Annotated in this window: 21 protein-coding genes; 1 reads left to right on the forward strand and 20 read right to left on the reverse strand. The window is 65.2% G+C overall.

The window, feature by feature from the left end; all coding sequences use genetic code 11:
* Nucleotides 1–2 precede the first annotated feature (2 nt).
* From ACNQFN_RS18355 to ACNQFN_RS18365, 3 genes are all read right to left on the reverse strand, one after another.
* Nucleotides 3–968: an MBL fold metallo-hydrolase gene (locus tag ACNQFN_RS18355; protein ID WP_418647212.1), complete on the reverse strand. Its 966-nt coding sequence runs from the start codon at nucleotides 966–968 to the stop codon at nucleotides 3–5.
* A 115-nt stretch (nucleotides 969–1,083) separates the two neighbouring features.
* Nucleotides 1,084–1,575, reverse strand: coding sequence for a single-stranded DNA-binding protein (gene ssb, locus ACNQFN_RS18360; RefSeq protein ID WP_068638416.1), 492 nt, complete (start codon nucleotides 1,573–1,575; stop codon nucleotides 1,084–1,086).
* Between the two features lie 47 nt (nucleotides 1,576–1,622).
* Nucleotides 1,623–2,825, reverse strand: a complete 1,203-nt coding sequence (locus tag ACNQFN_RS18365) for an MFS transporter (RefSeq protein WP_245650962.1) — start codon at nucleotides 2,823–2,825, stop codon at nucleotides 1,623–1,625.
* Between the two features lie 128 nt (nucleotides 2,826–2,953).
* Between ACNQFN_RS18365 and uvrA the strand changes: the two genes are divergently transcribed.
* Entirely contained in the window at nucleotides 2,954–5,785 is a 2,832-nt protein-coding gene (uvrA, locus tag ACNQFN_RS18370; RefSeq protein WP_418647213.1) for an excinuclease ABC subunit UvrA, read from the forward strand.
* A gap of 39 nt (nucleotides 5,786–5,824) precedes the next feature.
* Here uvrA and galE read toward each other — a convergent pair whose 3' ends face one another.
* From galE to rplE, 17 genes are all read right to left on the reverse strand, one after another.
* Nucleotides 5,825–6,844: a UDP-glucose 4-epimerase GalE gene (gene galE, locus ACNQFN_RS18375; RefSeq protein ID WP_068638414.1), complete on the reverse strand. Its 1,020-nt coding sequence runs from the start codon at nucleotides 6,842–6,844 to the stop codon at nucleotides 5,825–5,827.
* Between the two features lie 79 nt (nucleotides 6,845–6,923).
* The gene (gene rplQ / locus ACNQFN_RS18380; RefSeq protein ID WP_068638413.1) at nucleotides 6,924–7,316 is read right to left on the reverse strand and encodes a 50S ribosomal protein L17; all 393 of its coding nucleotides are present in this window, start codon (nucleotides 7,314–7,316) and stop codon (nucleotides 6,924–6,926) included.
* A 25-nt stretch (nucleotides 7,317–7,341) separates the two neighbouring features.
* Entirely contained in the window at nucleotides 7,342–8,328 is a 987-nt protein-coding gene (locus tag ACNQFN_RS18385; protein ID WP_245650961.1) for a DNA-directed RNA polymerase subunit alpha, read from the reverse strand.
* 33 nt (nucleotides 8,329–8,361) lie between these two features.
* Nucleotides 8,362–8,991: a 30S ribosomal protein S4 gene (gene rpsD, locus ACNQFN_RS18390; RefSeq protein WP_068638412.1), complete on the reverse strand. Its 630-nt coding sequence runs from the start codon at nucleotides 8,989–8,991 to the stop codon at nucleotides 8,362–8,364.
* A gap of 14 nt (nucleotides 8,992–9,005) precedes the next feature.
* Complete coding sequence (rpsK, locus tag ACNQFN_RS18395; protein WP_068638411.1) at nucleotides 9,006–9,395, reverse strand: 30S ribosomal protein S11; 390 nt, start codon at nucleotides 9,393–9,395, stop codon at nucleotides 9,006–9,008.
* A 12-nt stretch (nucleotides 9,396–9,407) separates the two neighbouring features.
* Nucleotides 9,408–9,770: a 30S ribosomal protein S13 gene (gene rpsM / locus ACNQFN_RS18400; RefSeq protein ID WP_068638410.1), complete on the reverse strand. Its 363-nt coding sequence runs from the start codon at nucleotides 9,768–9,770 to the stop codon at nucleotides 9,408–9,410.
* A gap of 53 nt (nucleotides 9,771–9,823) precedes the next feature.
* The gene (gene rpmJ, locus ACNQFN_RS18405; protein WP_004258276.1) at nucleotides 9,824–9,937 is read right to left on the reverse strand and encodes a 50S ribosomal protein L36; all 114 of its coding nucleotides are present in this window, start codon (nucleotides 9,935–9,937) and stop codon (nucleotides 9,824–9,826) included.
* Between the two features lie 24 nt (nucleotides 9,938–9,961).
* Nucleotides 9,962–10,180, reverse strand: coding sequence for a translation initiation factor IF-1 (gene infA, locus ACNQFN_RS18410; RefSeq protein ID WP_004298457.1), 219 nt, complete (start codon nucleotides 10,178–10,180; stop codon nucleotides 9,962–9,964).
* A 1-nt stretch (nucleotide 10,181) separates the two neighbouring features.
* On the reverse strand, nucleotides 10,182–11,507 hold the full coding sequence (gene secY / locus ACNQFN_RS18415; RefSeq protein WP_068638409.1) for a preprotein translocase subunit SecY: 1,326 nt from the start codon (nucleotides 11,505–11,507) through the stop codon (nucleotides 10,182–10,184).
* A 14-nt stretch (nucleotides 11,508–11,521) separates the two neighbouring features.
* Complete coding sequence (gene rplO, locus ACNQFN_RS18420) at nucleotides 11,522–11,959, reverse strand: 50S ribosomal protein L15 (RefSeq protein ID WP_068638408.1); 438 nt, start codon at nucleotides 11,957–11,959, stop codon at nucleotides 11,522–11,524.
* A gap of 1 nt (nucleotide 11,960) precedes the next feature.
* Nucleotides 11,961–12,143: a 50S ribosomal protein L30 gene (gene rpmD / locus ACNQFN_RS18425; protein ID WP_004332362.1), complete on the reverse strand. Its 183-nt coding sequence runs from the start codon at nucleotides 12,141–12,143 to the stop codon at nucleotides 11,961–11,963.
* Between the two features lie 3 nt (nucleotides 12,144–12,146).
* A complete protein-coding gene (gene rpsE / locus ACNQFN_RS18430) occupies nucleotides 12,147–12,671 on the reverse strand; it encodes a 30S ribosomal protein S5 (protein ID WP_068638407.1) in 525 nt (174 codons plus the stop codon).
* Between the two features lie 12 nt (nucleotides 12,672–12,683).
* On the reverse strand, nucleotides 12,684–13,037 hold the full coding sequence (gene rplR / locus ACNQFN_RS18435; protein WP_004258249.1) for a 50S ribosomal protein L18: 354 nt from the start codon (nucleotides 13,035–13,037) through the stop codon (nucleotides 12,684–12,686).
* Between the two features lie 11 nt (nucleotides 13,038–13,048).
* A complete protein-coding gene (rplF, locus tag ACNQFN_RS18440) occupies nucleotides 13,049–13,582 on the reverse strand; it encodes a 50S ribosomal protein L6 (RefSeq protein ID WP_068638406.1) in 534 nt (177 codons plus the stop codon).
* Nucleotides 13,583–13,593: 11 nt separating this feature from the next.
* Nucleotides 13,594–13,989 (reverse strand): 30S ribosomal protein S8, encoded by a 396-nt coding sequence (rpsH, locus tag ACNQFN_RS18445; protein WP_068638405.1) that lies wholly within the window; start codon nucleotides 13,987–13,989, stop codon nucleotides 13,594–13,596.
* A gap of 13 nt (nucleotides 13,990–14,002) precedes the next feature.
* A complete protein-coding gene (gene rpsN / locus ACNQFN_RS18450; RefSeq protein WP_068638404.1) occupies nucleotides 14,003–14,308 on the reverse strand; it encodes a 30S ribosomal protein S14 in 306 nt (101 codons plus the stop codon).
* Nucleotides 14,309–14,315: 7 nt separating this feature from the next.
* A complete protein-coding gene (rplE, locus tag ACNQFN_RS18455; protein ID WP_068638403.1) occupies nucleotides 14,316–14,855 on the reverse strand; it encodes a 50S ribosomal protein L5 in 540 nt (179 codons plus the stop codon).
* Nucleotides 14,856–14,863 lie beyond the last annotated feature (8 nt).

The raw sequence follows: 14,863 nt of genomic DNA on the forward strand, positions 1-14,863 counted from the left end.
CGTCAGGCCGGCTGCGGCTCGGCCACGCGCTGGCTGTCGAGCCAGATGCCCAGGCCTTGCGCGTTGAGCTCGAGGTCCATGCGCAGCAGTTCCAGCGTCTGCTCCTCGTCCAGCGCCCAGCCCTGGCGCCCAGCTTCCTCGCGGATGACCTGCTCCAGACCGGCGAGGATCTCGACGTGGCGCGCCACCTCGTCGCCCCGCGCCGCCCGAGCCACCGCGACCATGGCGTCGATCAGGCGGTGGAGGTCGGCGCCGAGCCGCGGCACGTCGGTCACGCGGCCGTAGTGGGTCAGGTACATCGCCTGCGGCTGCATGGACAGCATGCGGTCGATCGACTCGTGCATCGCCTCCGGGTCGAACTGCGTCGGCGTGGTGGTCGGCAGCACGAAGACCCGGCCATCGACGTCGAGTTCGCGGTAGGACAGGCCGAAGGTGTCGCCGGTGAAGAAGGCATGCGCGCTGTCGTCCCAGATGCAAATATGGTGGCGGGCATGCCCCGGCGTGTCGAACACGCGGAACAAGCGCTTGCCCATGCGCAGCTCCAGCCCGTCGGTCGCCGGCACGATGCGCTCGGGCGGAACCGGCACCAGCCGGCCATAGAGCTGGTAGGCGCGCTCGGCGCCATAGACGGCGGCAGTGCCTTCCCACAGCTTCGAGGGGTCGATCATGTGGCGCAGGCCGCGCGGATGCACCAGCAGGCGGGCCTTGGGCAATGCGCACATCAGGCTGCCCGCCCCGCCCGCATGGTCCAGATGGATGTGGGTCAGCATCACCCATTCCACGTTGCCGGGCTCGATGCCGAGCATCGCCAGCGCGCTCAGCACGCGGGGCACGGAATCATTGCTGCCGGTATCGACGATCGCGGCACGCCCCTCGTCGACCACGATGTGAATCGCCGCCAATTGCGGCCGGCCGTAGCCGGACTCCAGCGCACGGATGCCATCCGGATAGCTGATGAGCTCGTTCATGGAAGTCCCCTCCTCTCGTTGCTTCTTCGGGTCGAACGCCCGATCTCATGTTAGCGGTGATCCGCAGCCGCAACCCGGACGCAAGTCACGCCGCAAGAAGCGCCTGCCCCCGCCTTCAGAACGGGATGTCATCGTCGAAGTCGCCGAAGCCGGACGAGGACGCCGCCGGAGCCTGTGACTGCGGGCGCGGCGCGGCCGCCGGTGCCGGACGCGATGCCGGCGCCGGCGCGTCGTAGCCGCTGTCCGGCGCACGCATCGGCGCGTCGCCGCCTTCGCGCCGGCCGAGCATCTTCATCTCGTCGCCGCGGATTTCGGTGGTGTAGCGATCCTGGCCGTTCTGGTCCTGCCACTTGCGCGTCTGCAGGCGGCCTTCGACGTAGATCTGGCTGCCCTTGCGCAGGTACTGGGCGGCGACTTCGGCAACGCGGCCGAAGAACACCACGCGGTGCCACTCGGTGGCCTCGCGGCGTTCGCCGCTGGTCCGGTCCTTCCAGACTTCGGTGGTCGCCAGCGTCAGGTTGCAGATCGCGTCGCCGCTGGGCGCGTAGCGCGTCTCGGGATCGCGGCCGAGATTGCCGATGAGAATCACTTTGTTCAGGGATGCCATCCCGTTCTCCTTTCAAATGAATGCCGTGCGGTGATTCATGCCCTGGTTCAGGTGCTTTCGGGCGCCGGCACCGCACGTACCGGAGGTGGGGTCATGCTCGATGCCAGCAGCAGCCAGAGAAGCGCCAGCGCGCCACAGACCAGACTGACCGCGCCGGCCCCGAAACGTTGCCCGAGCCAGCCGCCGAGCAGCCCCCCCAGGAACAGGCCGACCGACTGCAGGGTGTTGTAGACGCCCAGCGCCGTTCCCTTCGAATGTGCGGGCGCGATGCGCGAAATCCAGGACGGCTGCGTCGCCTCCAGCACGTTGAAGGAAACGAAGAACAGGGTCAGCAGCAAGGCCAGCGGCAGCAGGCCGTCGCCGAACAGCCACAGGCCGAACTGCACCAGGGCCAGCAAGCATATCGCGGCATTGAACACCGGCTTCATCAGGTTGCGCCGCTCGGCGACGATCACCGCGGGCACCATGACGACGAAGGACAGCAGCACCGCGGGCAGATAGACTTTCCAGTGTTCGGGCATCGGCAGCCCTGCGGCGACCAGCCCCACCGGCACCATGACCCACATCGTGGTCTGGATGAGGTGCAGCGCAAAGACGCCGAAATTCAAGCGCATCAACTGGCCGTCGCGCAGCACGTCGATGAAGCGGCCGCCGTTGGCGCGCGGCACCGGCGGCGCGGCCGGCACCACCCACAGCACGACGGCGATCGCCGCACAGGCCAGCGCCGCGGTCAGCCAGAAGATGCCGCTCATGCCGATCGCCGCATACAGCAGCGGTGCCGCCACCATCGACAAGGCGAACACCAGCCCGATGGACGAACCGATCATCGCCATGACCTTGGTCCGGTGCTGGTCGCGCGTCAGGTCGGCCGCCAGCGCGGTGACCGCCGCCGAGATGGCACCCGCACCCTGCAGCACGCGGCCGGCGATGATCATGTGGATGTCGGCCGCGAGCGCCGCGACCGCGCTGCCAGCGACGAACAGCAGCAGGCCGAAGACGATCACCGGCTTGCGGCCGAAGCGATCGGAGGCCGCGCCATAGGCGATCTGCAGGCAGGCCTGGGTCAGGCCGTAGGCGCCGATCGCCAGGCCGACCAGGGTCAGGTCGTCGCCCCCGGGGATGCCTTCGGCGTAGACCGCGAACACCGGCAGGATCAGGAACAAGCCCAGCATGCGCAATGCAAAGATCGCCGCCAGGCTCATGCCAGCCCGGCGTTCGGCGGAAGTCATCGGATCGTGCGGTGCGGACATGCGGGAAGATGGGCTTCGATAAAGCGATGAATTCTAGCATCGCACCGCCTCTTCCCGGCCGTTCCGGATTGGCTCGCGCCGGCGTTCTCTCTTATAGTTTCGGGTTCCCTACCGCAAGCCGTGCAACCATGGACGAAATCCGCATCCGCGGTGCCAGGACCCATAACCTGAAGAACATCAACATCGATCTGCCGCGCAACCGGCTGACGGTGATCACCGGGCTGTCGGGATCGGGCAAGTCCTCGCTGGCTTTCGACACGCTGTACGCCGAAGGCCAGCGCCGCTACGTCGAATCGCTGTCGGCCTACGCCCGCCAGTTCCTGCAACTGATGGAAAAGCCCGACGTGGACCTGATCGAGGGGCTGTCGCCAGCGATCTCGATCGAGCAGAAAGCCACCAGCCACAACCCGCGCTCCACGGTCGGCACCGTCACCGAGATCCACGACTACCTGCGCCTGCTGTACGCCCGCGCCGGCACCCCTCACTGCCCCGACCATCCCGAGCACGCACTGGCGGCGCAGAGCGTGGCGCAGATGGTGGACCACGTACTGGCGCTGCCCGCCGAGACGCGGCTGATGATCCTGGCTCCCGTCGTCGCCGGCAGGAAGGGCGAGCAGGCCGACCTGTTCGCCGACCTGCGCGCCCAGGGTTTCGTGCGCGTGCGCGTGGACGGCGAAGTCATGGAGCTGGACGCGATGCCTCCGCTGGAAAAGGGCCGGCGGCACGACGTCGAAGTGGTGATCGACCGCCTGAAGATCCGCGACGACCTGCGCGGCCGGCTGGCGGAATCCTTCGAGACCGCGCTGACCCATGCCGACGGCCGCGCGATCGCGGTGGAGATGGATGGCGGCCGGGAACACCTGTTCTCCGCCCGCTTCGCCTGCCCGGTGTGCAGCTTCGCGCTGGCCGAACTCGAGCCCCGGCTGTTTTCCTTCAACAATCCGGCTGGCGCCTGCCCGAAATGCGACGGCCTGGGCCAGGTCGAGTTCTTCGATCCGGCGCGCGTCGTCGCCCACCCGGAGCTGTCGCTGGCCGCCGGCGCCATCCGCGGCTGGGACAGGCGCAACCAGTTCTATTTCCAGATGCTGACGAGCCTGGCCGAACACTACGGCTTCGACGCCGAGGCCGCCTACGAAACGCTGCCGGCGAAAATGCGCGACATCGTCCTGCACGGCTCGGGCAAGGAAAAGATCGCTTTCCGCTACATGGCGGACAACGGCCGCATGGTGCTGAAGGAGCACCCCTTCGAAGGCATCATCCCCAACCTCGAACGGCGTTTCAGGGAAACCGATTCGATCGCCGTGCGCGAGGAGCTGACCAAGTACCGCGCCACCCAGCCCTGCCCGAGCTGCAAGGGCAGCCGGCTGCGCAGCGAAGCGCGCCACGTGCTGATCGGCGGACGGGCACTGCACGAGATCGGCCACCTGCCGCTGGGCGAGTGCCGCGACTTCTTCGCCGGCCTCAAGCTCGAAGGCGCGCGCGGACAGGTCGCCGACAAGATCGTCAAGGAAATCGCCGGCCGCCTGAGCTTCCTGATCAACGTCGGCCTCGACTACCTGTCGCTGGACCGCTCGGCCGACACCCTGTCCGGCGGCGAGGCCCAGCGCATCCGCCTGGCGAGCCAGATCGGCTCTGGCCTGACCGGTGTGCTCTACGTGCTCGACGAACCTTCGATCGGCCTGCACCAGCGCGACAACGACCGCCTGCTGGCCACGCTCGGCCAGTTGCGCGACCTCGGCAACACGGTGATCGTCGTCGAGCACGACGAAGACGCGATCCGCCATGCGGACTACCTGGTGGACATGGGCCCCGGTGCCGGCGAGCACGGCGGCCGCATCGTCGCCCACGGCACGCCGGCCGAAGTCATCGCCGACCCGGCCTCGGTGACCGGCGACTACCTGTCGGGCCGGCGCGCGATCGCCGTCCCCGGCCGCCGCACACCCCCCGACGAAACACGCATGCTGCGCATCGCCGGCGCCCGCGGCAACAACCTGAAGAATGTGGACGTCGCCCTGCCGCTCGGCCTGCTGACCTGCGTCACCGGCCTGTCCGGTTCGGGCAAATCCACCCTGATCAACGACACGCTCGCTGCCGCGGCCAGCCGCCACCTCTACAAGTCGGCCACCGAACCCGCGCCCCATGACGCGATCGAGGGCCTGGACGCCTTCGACAAGGTCATCAACGTCGACCAGTCGCCGATCGGGCGCACGCCGCGCTCGAACCCCGCGACCTACACCGGCATGCTGACGCCGATCCGCGAACTCTTCGCCGGCGTCCCCGAAGCGCGCGCACGCGGCTACGGCCCGGGCCGCTTCTCCTTCAACGTCCGCGGCGGGCGTTGCGAGGCCTGCCAGGGCGACGGCCTGGTCAAGGTCGAGATGCACTTCCTGCCCGACATGTACGTGCCTTGCGACATCTGCCACGGCAAGCGCTACAACCGCGAGACGCTCGAAATCCGCTACAAGGGCCGCAGCATCCAGGAAGTGCTGGAAATGACGGTCGAACAGGCGCTGGCCTTCTTCGCGCCGGTGCCGGCCGTCGCGCGCAAGCTCGAGACGCTGATGGACGTCGGCCTGGGCTACATCCGCCTGGGCCAGAGCGCGACGACGCTGTCCGGCGGCGAGGCCCAGCGGGTGAAACTGGCCCTGGAACTGTCGAAGCGGGACACCGGCCGCACCCTGTACATCCTCGACGAGCCGACGACCGGCCTCCATTTCCAGGACATCGAGCTGCTGCTGAAAGTGCTGCACCGCCTGCGCGACCAGGGCAACACGATCGTGATCATCGAGCACAACCTCGACGTCATCAAGACTGCCGACTGGATCGTGGACATGGGCCCCGAAGGCGGCGCCGGTGGCGGCACGGTGGTGGCCTGCGGCAGCCCGGAAACCGTGGCGGCGAACCCCGCCAGCCACACCGGACGCTACCTGCAGAAGGCGCTTGCCGCAGCGGCACGCTGAAACGATCCGTAGGAAGCGGCTTCAGCGGGGGCGTCCGCCTCAGCTCCGATAACCCTGCGGGTTGCTGCTCTGCCAGCGCCAGGCATCTTCACACATCGCCGCGAGATCACGCTCGGCCCGCCAACCCAGCACCTCCGCCGCGCGGTTTGGATCAGCCCAGCAGGCGGCGACGTCGCCGGGGCGCCGATCGACGATGTCGAATGGCACTGCGCGCCCCGAGGCCTGCTCGAAAGCCCGCACCATCTCCAGCACGCTGTAGCCGCGCCCGGTGCCGAGGTTCAGCGTCGTCACCCCGGGCAGCGCCTCGATGCGCTCCAGCGCCTTCAGGTGGCCGAGCGCCAGATCGACGACGTGGATGTAGTCGCGCACGCCGGTTCCGTCCGGTGTCGGATAATCGTTGCCGAAGACCCTGAGGCGCTGGAGGCGGCCGACCGCCACCTGGCTGACGTAGGGCATCAGATTGTTGGGCAGCCCATCCGGATCCTCGCCGATGCGTCCGCTCGCATGCGCCCCCACCGGGTTGAAATAGCGCAGCAGCACGATGTTCCAGCGCGGATCGGACACGGCGAGATCGCGCAGGATCTGCTCGCCCATCAGCTTGGTCCAGCCGTAGGGGTTGGTCGCCATCGTCGGAAAGCTCTCGTCGATCGGCACGCTGGCCGGATCGCCGTAGACGGTCGCCGACGAACTGAACACGATCCGCCGGCACGCCGCGGCGTCCATCGCCTGCAGCAGGCGCATCAGGCCGAGCAGGTTGTTGTCGTAGTAGGCCAGCGGCTGCTCGACGGATTCGCCGACCGCCTTCTTGGCGGCGAAATGGATGACGGCTTCGACCGGATGGGTACCGAACACCGTCTCGAGCAGCGCGGCGTCCCGCACGTCGCCCTGGATGAAGGCGCGAAGCGGGCGCCCCGCCAGCGCCTCGATCCGGCGCACCGCTTCGGGAGAAGCATTCGACAGATCATCCAGGACGACGACATCGCCCCCCGCGGACAACAGTTCGACGCAGGTGTGAGAGCCGATGTAGCCGGCCCCACCTGTCACCAGGGTCACGCTCATGAATCGCTTCCTCCAGGTAGCGGAGCTGGACGAAAAAAAACCGGGCAGAGCCCGGCTTTTTTCACCGAAGCCAGCCCGATCAGGCTGCCTCGTCGACTTCCACGGCTTCGCCCTCTGGGCGGTCGAGCAGCTCGACGAAAGCCATCGGCGCATTGTCGCCGTCACGGAAGCCGCACTTCAGGATGCGCAGGTAGCCACCGTTGCGGGTAGCGTAGCGCGGACCCAGCTCGTCGAACAGCTTGACGACCATCTCGCGGTCGCGCAGGCGATTGAAAGCCAGACGGCGGTTGGACAGATTGGGCTTCTTGCCCAGCGTGATCATCGGCTCGACGACGCGGCGCAGTTCCTTCGCCTTCGGCAGGGTCGTCTTGATCACTTCGTGGCGCAGCAGCGAGTTGGCCATGTTGCGGAACATCGCCTGGCGGTGGCTGCTGGTACGATTCAACTTGCGAAGACCATTGCGGTGACGCATTTCAATTCCTCACTTGCCCGGCGTCTCAACCGAGCTTTTCAAGCCCGGCCGGCGGCCAGTTTTCCAGTTTCATGCCAAGGGTCAGGCCGCGGGAGGCCAATACTTCCTTGATTTCGTTCAGCGACTTGCGGCCCAGGTTCGGGGTCTTCAGCAGCTCGGTTTCGGTCCGCTGGATCAGGTCGCCGATGTAGTAGATGTTCTCGGCCTTCAGGCAGTTGGCCGAGCGCACGGTCAACTCGAGATCATCGACCGGGCGCAGCAGCACCGGATCGATCGTCATCTGCTTCTCGATCGGCGCCGACACCGGCGTCCCTTCGAGTTCGGCGAACACCGACAGCTGGTCCATCAGCACGCGGGCGGCGTAGCGGATGGCCTGCTCGGGGTCGACCGCGCCATTAGTCTCGATATCGACCACCAGGCGGTCCAGGTCGGTGCGCTGTTCGACGCGGGCGCTCTCGACCAGGTAGCTGACGCGGCGCACCGGCCCGAACGAAGCGTCCAGCACGATACGGCCGATCGTCTTGCTCTCAGCGTTGACCGGACGAACGTTGCCCGGCACGTAGCCACGGCCTTCCTCGACCTTGATCTGCATGTCGAGCTTGCCGCCCGGCGCGATATGGGCGATGACGTGATCGGGGTTGATGATCTCGACGTCGTGACCGACTTCGATGTCACCTGCCCGCACCACGCCTTCACCCGACTTCGCCAAGCGGAGCGTGACCTCGCTGCGGTTGTGCAGCTTGAACACGACGCCTTTCAGGTTCAGCAGAAGGTCGACCATGTCCTCGCGCACGCCGTCGAGCGTGGAGTACTCATGGAGCACGCCTTCGATCGACACTTCGGTCGCTGCATGACCGGGCAGCGACGACAGGAGGATGCGCCGCAGCGCATTCCCCAGCGTATGGCCGAAGCCACGCTCGAACGGCTCCATCGTCACGCGCGCCTGGACCGGCGAGCTGCTCTGGACGTCGATGATGCGTGGTTTCAGCAGTGCATTGCTTTGCATCAGCATTCCCTCGGAACTAGAAGAGGATCAGCCTCCCGATCAGCGGGAGTACAGTTCCACCACCAGGCCTTCGTTGATCGTGGGGGGCAGTTCGGCGCGCGCCGGGTAGGCCTTGAAGACACCCTTGCCGGCCTTGACATCCACTTCCAGCCACTCGGGGAAGCCACGCGACGAGGCGGCTTCCAGCGCGGCCTTGACGCGGAGGTGGGCGCGAGCACGTTCGCTCAGCTCGACCACGTCGCCCGGACGCACGACATACGACGGAATATTGACGCGCTTGCCATTGACCAGCACGCCATTGTGGCGGACGACCTGGCGAGCTTCGGCACGCGAACCGCCGAAGCCCATGCGATAGGCGACGGAGTCCAGACGGCCTTCGAGCAGTTGCAGCAGGTTCTCGCCGGTCTGGCCGCGGCGGCGGTCCGCCTCGGCATAGACCTTGCGGAACTGGCGTTCGAGCACACCGTACAGGCGGCGGATCTTCTGCTTTTCGCGCAGTTGCACGCCATAACCCGACAGACGCTGGCCCGAGCGCTGGCCGTGCTGGCCAGGCGCATAGGCGCGGCGCTCGATGGCGCACTTGTCGGTGAAACACTTTTCAGCCTTCAGGAACAGCTTTTCGCCTTCGCGACGGCACTGACGGCACTTGGGATCGAGATTACGAGCCACTTATCAACTCCTTGTCAGATACGGCGCTTTTTCGGCGGACGGCAGCCGTTGTGCGGGATGGGGGTGATGTCCGTGATGCTGGAAATCTTGATCCCCAGCGCGTTCAGCGCGCGCACGGAAGACTCGCGGCCAGGACCGGGGCCCTTGATGCGCACTTCCAGGTTCTTGATGCCGCACTCCTGCGCCACCTTGCCGGCAGCCTCGGCAGCCACCTGGGCAGCGAACGGCGTGCTCTTGCGCGAGCCCTTGAAGCCGGCGCCGCCGGAGGTCGCCCACGACAGCGCATTGCCCTGACGGTCGGTGATGGTGATGATCGTATTGTTGAAGCTCGCGTGAATGTGGGCGATGCCTTCGGCCACATTCTTCTTGATCTTCTTACGAACCTTCGTTCCAGTCTTAGCCATTATCGGTTCCTATTACTTCTTGCCGGCGATCGCCTTGCGGGGACCTTTGCGGGTACGCGCATTCGTACGGGTACGCTGACCCCGCAGCGGCAGGCCGCGACGATGGCGGACGCCGCGGTAGCAGCCCAGGTCCATCAGTCGCTTGATGTTCATCGTCACTTCGCGGCGCAGATCGCCTTCGACGACGAACTTGCCCACTTCGTCGCGCAGCTTTTCCATGTCCGACTCGGTCAGATCCTTGATCTTGATCGAGCGCACGATGCCCGCGGCGTCGCAGATTTTCTGAGCACGCGTACGGCCGATCCCAAAGATTGCGGTCAACGCGATCTCGGCGTGCTTGTGATTGGGAATGTTTACCCCAGCAATACGGGCCATCCGTCTACCCCAAAACGCTAAACATTAAATTTTAATAGCTAGAGTTGACTTAATCAACCCTGGCGCTGCTTATGCCGCGGATCGGTGCAGATGACGCGCACGACACCCTTGCGGCGAATGATCTTGCAATTGCGGCAAAGCCGCTTGACTGACGCCTGGACTCGCATGTTCTTGCTCCTGTTTCTCTATTCTCACTTGGTCCGGAAGACGATCCGGCCCTTTGTCAGGTCGTAAGGGGTGAGCTGCACCGTCACCTTGTCACCAGGAAGGATGCGGATGTAGTGCATCCGCATTTTTCCGGAGATGTGGCCGAGAACCATGTGGCCGTTCTCGAGCCTCACACGAAACGTTGCGTTGGGCAGGTTTTCCGTGACCTCGCCCTGCATCTCGATAACATCTTCCTTCGTCATGTTACCTGGTCGGGAAACCCGCCCCTTTGAAGTTCGCCTTCTTCAGCAGACTCTCGTACTGGTGCGACATCACCGCCGCCTGAACCTGCGCCATGAAATCCATCGTGACAACCACGATGATCAGCAGCGAAGTGCCGCCGAAGTAGAACGGAACGTTCCATTTCAGGATCAGGAACTCGGGCAGCAGGCAGACCAGGGTGATATACACCGCGCCAGCCAGCGTCAGCCGCATGAGAATCTTGTCGATGTAACGCGCGGTCTGATCGCCCGGCCGGATACCCGGGACGAATGCACCGCTTTTCTTCAGGTTGTCTGCCGTCTCCCGCGCATTGAACACCAGCGCGGTATAGAAGAAGCAGAAGAACACGATCGCCAGCGCATACAGCATCACGTAGATCGGCTGGCCGGGAGACAGCGTGGAAGCGATGTCACGCAGCCAGTACATCCCTTCCGACGAACCGAACCACTGCCCCAGCGTCGCCGGGAACAGGATGATGCTCGAGGCGAAGATCGGCGGAATTACCCCCGACATGTTCAGCTTCAGCGGCAGATGGGAACTTTGCCCGCCATAGATCTTGTTGCCGACCTGGCGCTTGGCGTAGTTCACCAGGATCTTGCGCTGGCCGCGCTCGACGAACACCACGAAACCCGTCACCAGCACCACCAGCACGCAGATGAACAGCGCCGTGAAGGGGTGCATCGAACCCGTGCGCACCAGCTCGAACAGTCCGCCGATGGCACTCGGGAGGCCCGCGACGATACCGGCGAAGATGATGATCGAGATGCCGTTGCCGATCCCGCGCTCGGTGATCTGCTCGCCCAGCCACATCAGGAACATCGTCCCGGTGACGAGCGTGGCGACGGTCACGAAGCGGAAGGTCAGACCCGGATCGAGCACCAGCCCCGGCTGGCCTTCGAGCGCGATCGCCATGCCCAGCGACTGGGCGAAGGCAAGCACCAGCGTACCGTAGCGCGTGTACTGCGTGATCTTCCTGCGCCCTGCTTCGCCTTCCTTCTTCAGCGCCTCGAGACTCGGCACCGCCACGGTCATCAACTGCATGATGATCGAGGCCGAAATGTAGGGCATGATGCCCAGCGCGAAGATGGTGAAGCGCGACAGCGCCCCGCCGGAGAACAGGTTGAAGACCCCGAGGATGCCGCCGGCCTGAGACTGGAACAGCTCGGCCAGTTGATCCGGATCGATGCCGGGGACGGGAATGTGAGCGCCCAAGCGATAGACGATCAGCGCGCCCAGCAGGAACAGCAGGCGACGCTTGAGGTCGCCGAACCGTCCCGGATTGCCCAGCGTGGCGGAAGGATTGGCCACAGCTCGTCCCTTTATTACTCAGCCGACACCGAACCGCCGGCAGCTTCGATCGCCGCCTTGGCACCCTTGGTCGCACCGACGCCACGCAGAACGACCTTGCGGTCGATCGCGCCGGACAGCACCACCTTGGCCGACAGCGCATCGCCCGGCACCACGCCCGCCTGCTTCAGCGTCAGCAGATCGATTTCCTCGACCGGCACGGCCGCCAGTTCGGACAGACGCACTTCGACGTTGCGGGCGCGCGTCAGCGAGACGAAGCCGCGCTTCGGCAGACGACGCTGCAGGGGCATCTGACCGCCCTCGAAACCCGTCTTGTGGAAACCGCCTGCACGCGACTTCTGGCCCTTGTGGCCGCGGCCGCAGGTCTTGCCCAGGCCACTGCCGATGCCACGGCCGACGCGCTTGGCGGCCGACTTGGAGCCGGCACCCGGCTTGATGTTATTCAGGCGCATATCAACCCTCACGCTTGAGCAGGTAGGACACCTTGTTGATCATGCCGCGCACTTCGGGCGTATCCGCCAGCTCGACCGTGTGGTTGAGGCGGCGCAGGCCCAGACCGCGAACGGTGGCGCGGTGCGACTGCTTGGTGCCGATCACGCTCTTGACGAGCGTCACCTTGATTTTCTTGTCCGACATCGCTTACCCCAGGATCTCTTCGACGGTCTTGCCGCGCTTGGCCGCAATTTCCGCCGGGGTGTTGATCGCCATCAGGCCGTTGATGGTGGCACGCACGACGTTGTAAGGATTGGCCGAGCCAATGCACTTGCAGATCACGTCGGTGACGCCCATCACTTCGAACACGGCGCGCATCGGGCCACCGGCGATGATGCCGGTACCGGCCGGTGCGGGCTGCATCAGCACCGAAGCGGCGCCGTGCTTGCCGATCACCGTGTGCTGCAGGGTGCCGTTCTTCAGCGAGACCTTGCGCATCTTGCGACGCGCTTCGTCCATCGCCTTCTGCACCGCCACCGGCACTTCGCGCGACTTGCCCTTGCCCATGCCGATCGCGCCGTCACCGTCGCCGACCACGGTCAGCGCGGCAAAGCCGAGGATCCGGCCGCCCTTGACGACCTTGGTCACGCGATTGATCGCGACCATCTTCTCCCGCAGGCCGTCATCGCGCTCGTCGGAGGCTTGCGCACGTTTGGTTTGCTGCTTAGCCATTCGATTCCTCGCTTAGAACTTGAGGCCGCCTTCGCGGGCAGCCTCGGCCAGCGCCTTGACGCGGCCGTGATACAGGAAACCCGAGCGGTCGAACGCGACCTGCTCGATGCCGGCAGCCTTCGCACGCTCGGCGATCAGCTTGCCGACGAGCTCCGCGGCAGCCTTGTTGCCGCCGTTCGGCACCTGGGCGCGGACATCGGCTTCGACCGTCGACGCTGCGGCGAGCACCTTGGAGCCGCAACCCGAGATGACCTGGGCGTAGATGTGGCAGTTGGACCGGAACACCGCGAGGCGAACCGCCTTGAGCTCCGCGAGTTTGGCGCGAGTTTTGCGCGCACGGCGAAGACGAGTTTCTTTCTTGTTCATGACGAACCGCCTTACTTCTTCTTGGTTTCCTTGAGAACCACCACTTCATCCGCGTAGCGGACGCCCTTGCCCTTGTAGGGTTCGGGAGCGCGGTAAGCTCTCACCTCGGCCGCAACCTGGCCAACCTTCTGCTTGTCGCTGCCCTTGATCAGGATCTCGGTCTGCGAAGGCGTTTCGACCTTCACGCCTTCCGGCATCTGGTGCACCACCGGATGCGAGAAACCGAGCGACAGGTTGAGCTTGTCGCCTTGAGCCTGGGCACGGTAGCCCACGCCGACCAGGGTCAGCTTGCGCTCGAAGCCCTTGGTCACGCCGGTCACCATGTTATTCACCAGCGCACGGACGGTACCCGACATCGCGCGGGAGTTTTCCACGCCTTCGCGCGCCTTGCAGACGAGCTCATTGCCTTCGCGCTCGATGCTGACCTGGCCGGTCAGCGGCTGGCGCAGCGTGCCCAGGGGGCCCTTGACGGCGATTTCGGCATCGGAGATCACGACCTCCACACCACTCGGAATCGCCACCGGATTCTTAGCTACACGAGACATTGCTTCTCCCCTCAAGCGACCAGGCAGAGAACTTCGCCGCCGACGCGGTTGGCCCGCGCGCTGCGGTCGGTCATCACGCCGCGCGGCGTGGACACGATCGCGACGCCGAGACCGTTCATCACGCGCGGCAGCTCGTCGCTACCCTTGTAGATACGGAGACCGGGGCGGCTGACACGCTCGATGCGCTCGATCACCGGACGGCCCGCGTAGTACTTCAGCGCCACATCCAGGGTCGGCTTGCCGGCTTCGTCGTTGACGGCGAAGCCGTCGATATAACCTTCGTCCTGCAGCACTTTCGCGATCGCGACCTTCAGCTTCGACGACGGCATCGACACCGATGCCTTCTGAGCCTGCTGGCCGTTGCGGATGCGCGTCAGCATGTCGGCGATGGGATCGGACATACTCATCTTCGAATTCTCCTTACCAGCTCGCCTTGGTCATGCCAGGCACTTCGCCGCGGAAAGCGATCTCGCGCAGCTTGTTGCGGCACAGACCGAACTTGCGGAACACACCGCGCGGACGACCGGTCAGCGCGCAACGATTGCGCTGGCGCGTCGGGTTCGCATTGCGCGGCAGCTGCTGCAGCGCAAGACGGGCCGCCATGCGTTCTTCTTCGGACAGCTTGGTGTCCTGGACCTGCGCAACCAGCGCGGCACGCTTAGAGGCAAACTTGGCCACCAGCTTCGCACGCTTGGCTTCGCGGTTGATCAGAGCGAGTTTCGCCATATCACCCTCAATTCTTGAACGGGAACTTGAACGCACCCAGAAGCGCGCGCGCCTCTTCGTCCGTCTTCGCCGTCGTCGTGATGCTGATGTTCATCCCGCGCAGAGCATCGATCTTGTCGTACTCGATTTCCGGGAAAATGATCTGTTCCTTGACGCCGAGGTTGTAGTTGCCACGGCCATCGAAGCCCTTGGCACCGATACCACGGAAGTCGCGAACACGCGGCAGCGCGATCGTCACCAGGCGATCGAGGAATTCGAACATGCGCGGACCACGCAGCGTCACCATGCAGCCGATCGGATAGCCGTCGCGGATCTTGAAGCCGGCGATCGACTTGCGCGCCTTGGTGGCGACCGGCTTCTGACCGGCGATCTTGGTCATGTCGCCGATGGCGTGTTCCAGAATCTTCTTGTCGCCGACGGCTTCACCGACACCCATGTTCAGGGTGATCTTGGTGATGCGCGGCACTTCCATCACGGACTTGTAGCCGAACTGCTTCTGCAGCGCCGGCGCGACTTCGTCCCTATAAACCTGTTGCAAGCGAGCCATCGTCACTC

The sequence above is a fragment of the Thauera butanivorans genome, from assembly GCF_048398245.1.
GTDB lineage: Bacteria > Pseudomonadota > Gammaproteobacteria > Burkholderiales > Rhodocyclaceae > Thauera > Thauera butanivorans.

Bases quoted from the DNA above. Each gene is read 5' to 3' on its own strand.
- rplF (WP_068638406.1), bottom strand. From the start codon at position 13,582: ATGTCTCGTGTAGCTAAGAATCCGGTGGCGATTCCGAGTGGTGTGGAG.
- rpsM (WP_068638410.1), bottom strand. From the start codon at position 9,770: ATGGCCCGTATTGCTGGGGTAAACATTCCCAATCACAAGCACGCCGAG.
- ACNQFN_RS18365 (WP_245650962.1), bottom strand. From the start codon at position 2,825: ATGTCCGCACCGCACGATCCGATGACTTCCGCCGAACGCCGGGCTGGC.
- ACNQFN_RS18355 (WP_418647212.1), bottom strand. From the start codon at position 968: ATGAACGAGCTCATCAGCTATCCGGATGGCATCCGTGCGCTGGAGTCC.
- rpsK (WP_068638411.1), bottom strand. From the start codon at position 9,395: ATGGCTAAGACTGGAACGAAGGTTCGTAAGAAGATCAAGAAGAATGTG.
- rpsH (WP_068638405.1), bottom strand. From the start codon at position 13,989: ATGAGTATGTCCGATCCCATCGCCGACATGCTGACGCGCATCCGCAAC.
- uvrA (WP_418647213.1), top strand. From the start codon at position 2,954: ATGGACGAAATCCGCATCCGCGGTGCCAGGACCCATAACCTGAAGAAC.
- rplR (WP_004258249.1), bottom strand. From the start codon at position 13,037: ATGAACAAGAAAGAAACTCGTCTTCGCCGTGCGCGCAAAACTCGCGCC.
- rpsE (WP_068638407.1), bottom strand. From the start codon at position 12,671: ATGGCTAAGCAGCAAACCAAACGTGCGCAAGCCTCCGACGAGCGCGAT.
- rpmJ (WP_004258276.1), bottom strand. From the start codon at position 9,937: ATGCGAGTCCAGGCGTCAGTCAAGCGGCTTTGCCGCAATTGCAAGATC.
- galE (WP_068638414.1), bottom strand. From the start codon at position 6,844: ATGAGCGTGACCCTGGTGACAGGTGGGGCCGGCTACATCGGCTCTCAC.
- ACNQFN_RS18385 (WP_245650961.1), bottom strand. From the start codon at position 8,328: ATGCTGATGCAAAGCAATGCACTGCTGAAACCACGCATCATCGACGTC.
- ssb (WP_068638416.1), bottom strand. From the start codon at position 1,575: ATGGCATCCCTGAACAAAGTGATTCTCATCGGCAATCTCGGCCGCGAT.
- rplQ (WP_068638413.1), bottom strand. From the start codon at position 7,316: ATGCGTCACCGCAATGGTCTTCGCAAGTTGAATCGTACCAGCAGCCAC.
- rplE (WP_068638403.1), bottom strand. From the start codon at position 14,855: ATGGCTCGCTTGCAACAGGTTTATAGGGACGAAGTCGCGCCGGCGCTG.
- rplO (WP_068638408.1), bottom strand. From the start codon at position 11,959: ATGCGCCTGAATAACATCAAGCCGGGTGCCGGCTCCAAGTCGGCCGCC.
- rpmD (WP_004332362.1), bottom strand. From the start codon at position 12,143: ATGTCGGACAAGAAAATCAAGGTGACGCTCGTCAAGAGCGTGATCGGC.
- rpsN (WP_068638404.1), bottom strand. From the start codon at position 14,308: ATGGCGAAACTCGCTCTGATCAACCGCGAAGCCAAGCGTGCGAAGCTG.
- infA (WP_004298457.1), bottom strand. From the start codon at position 10,180: ATGACGAAGGAAGATGTTATCGAGATGCAGGGCGAGGTCACGGAAAAC.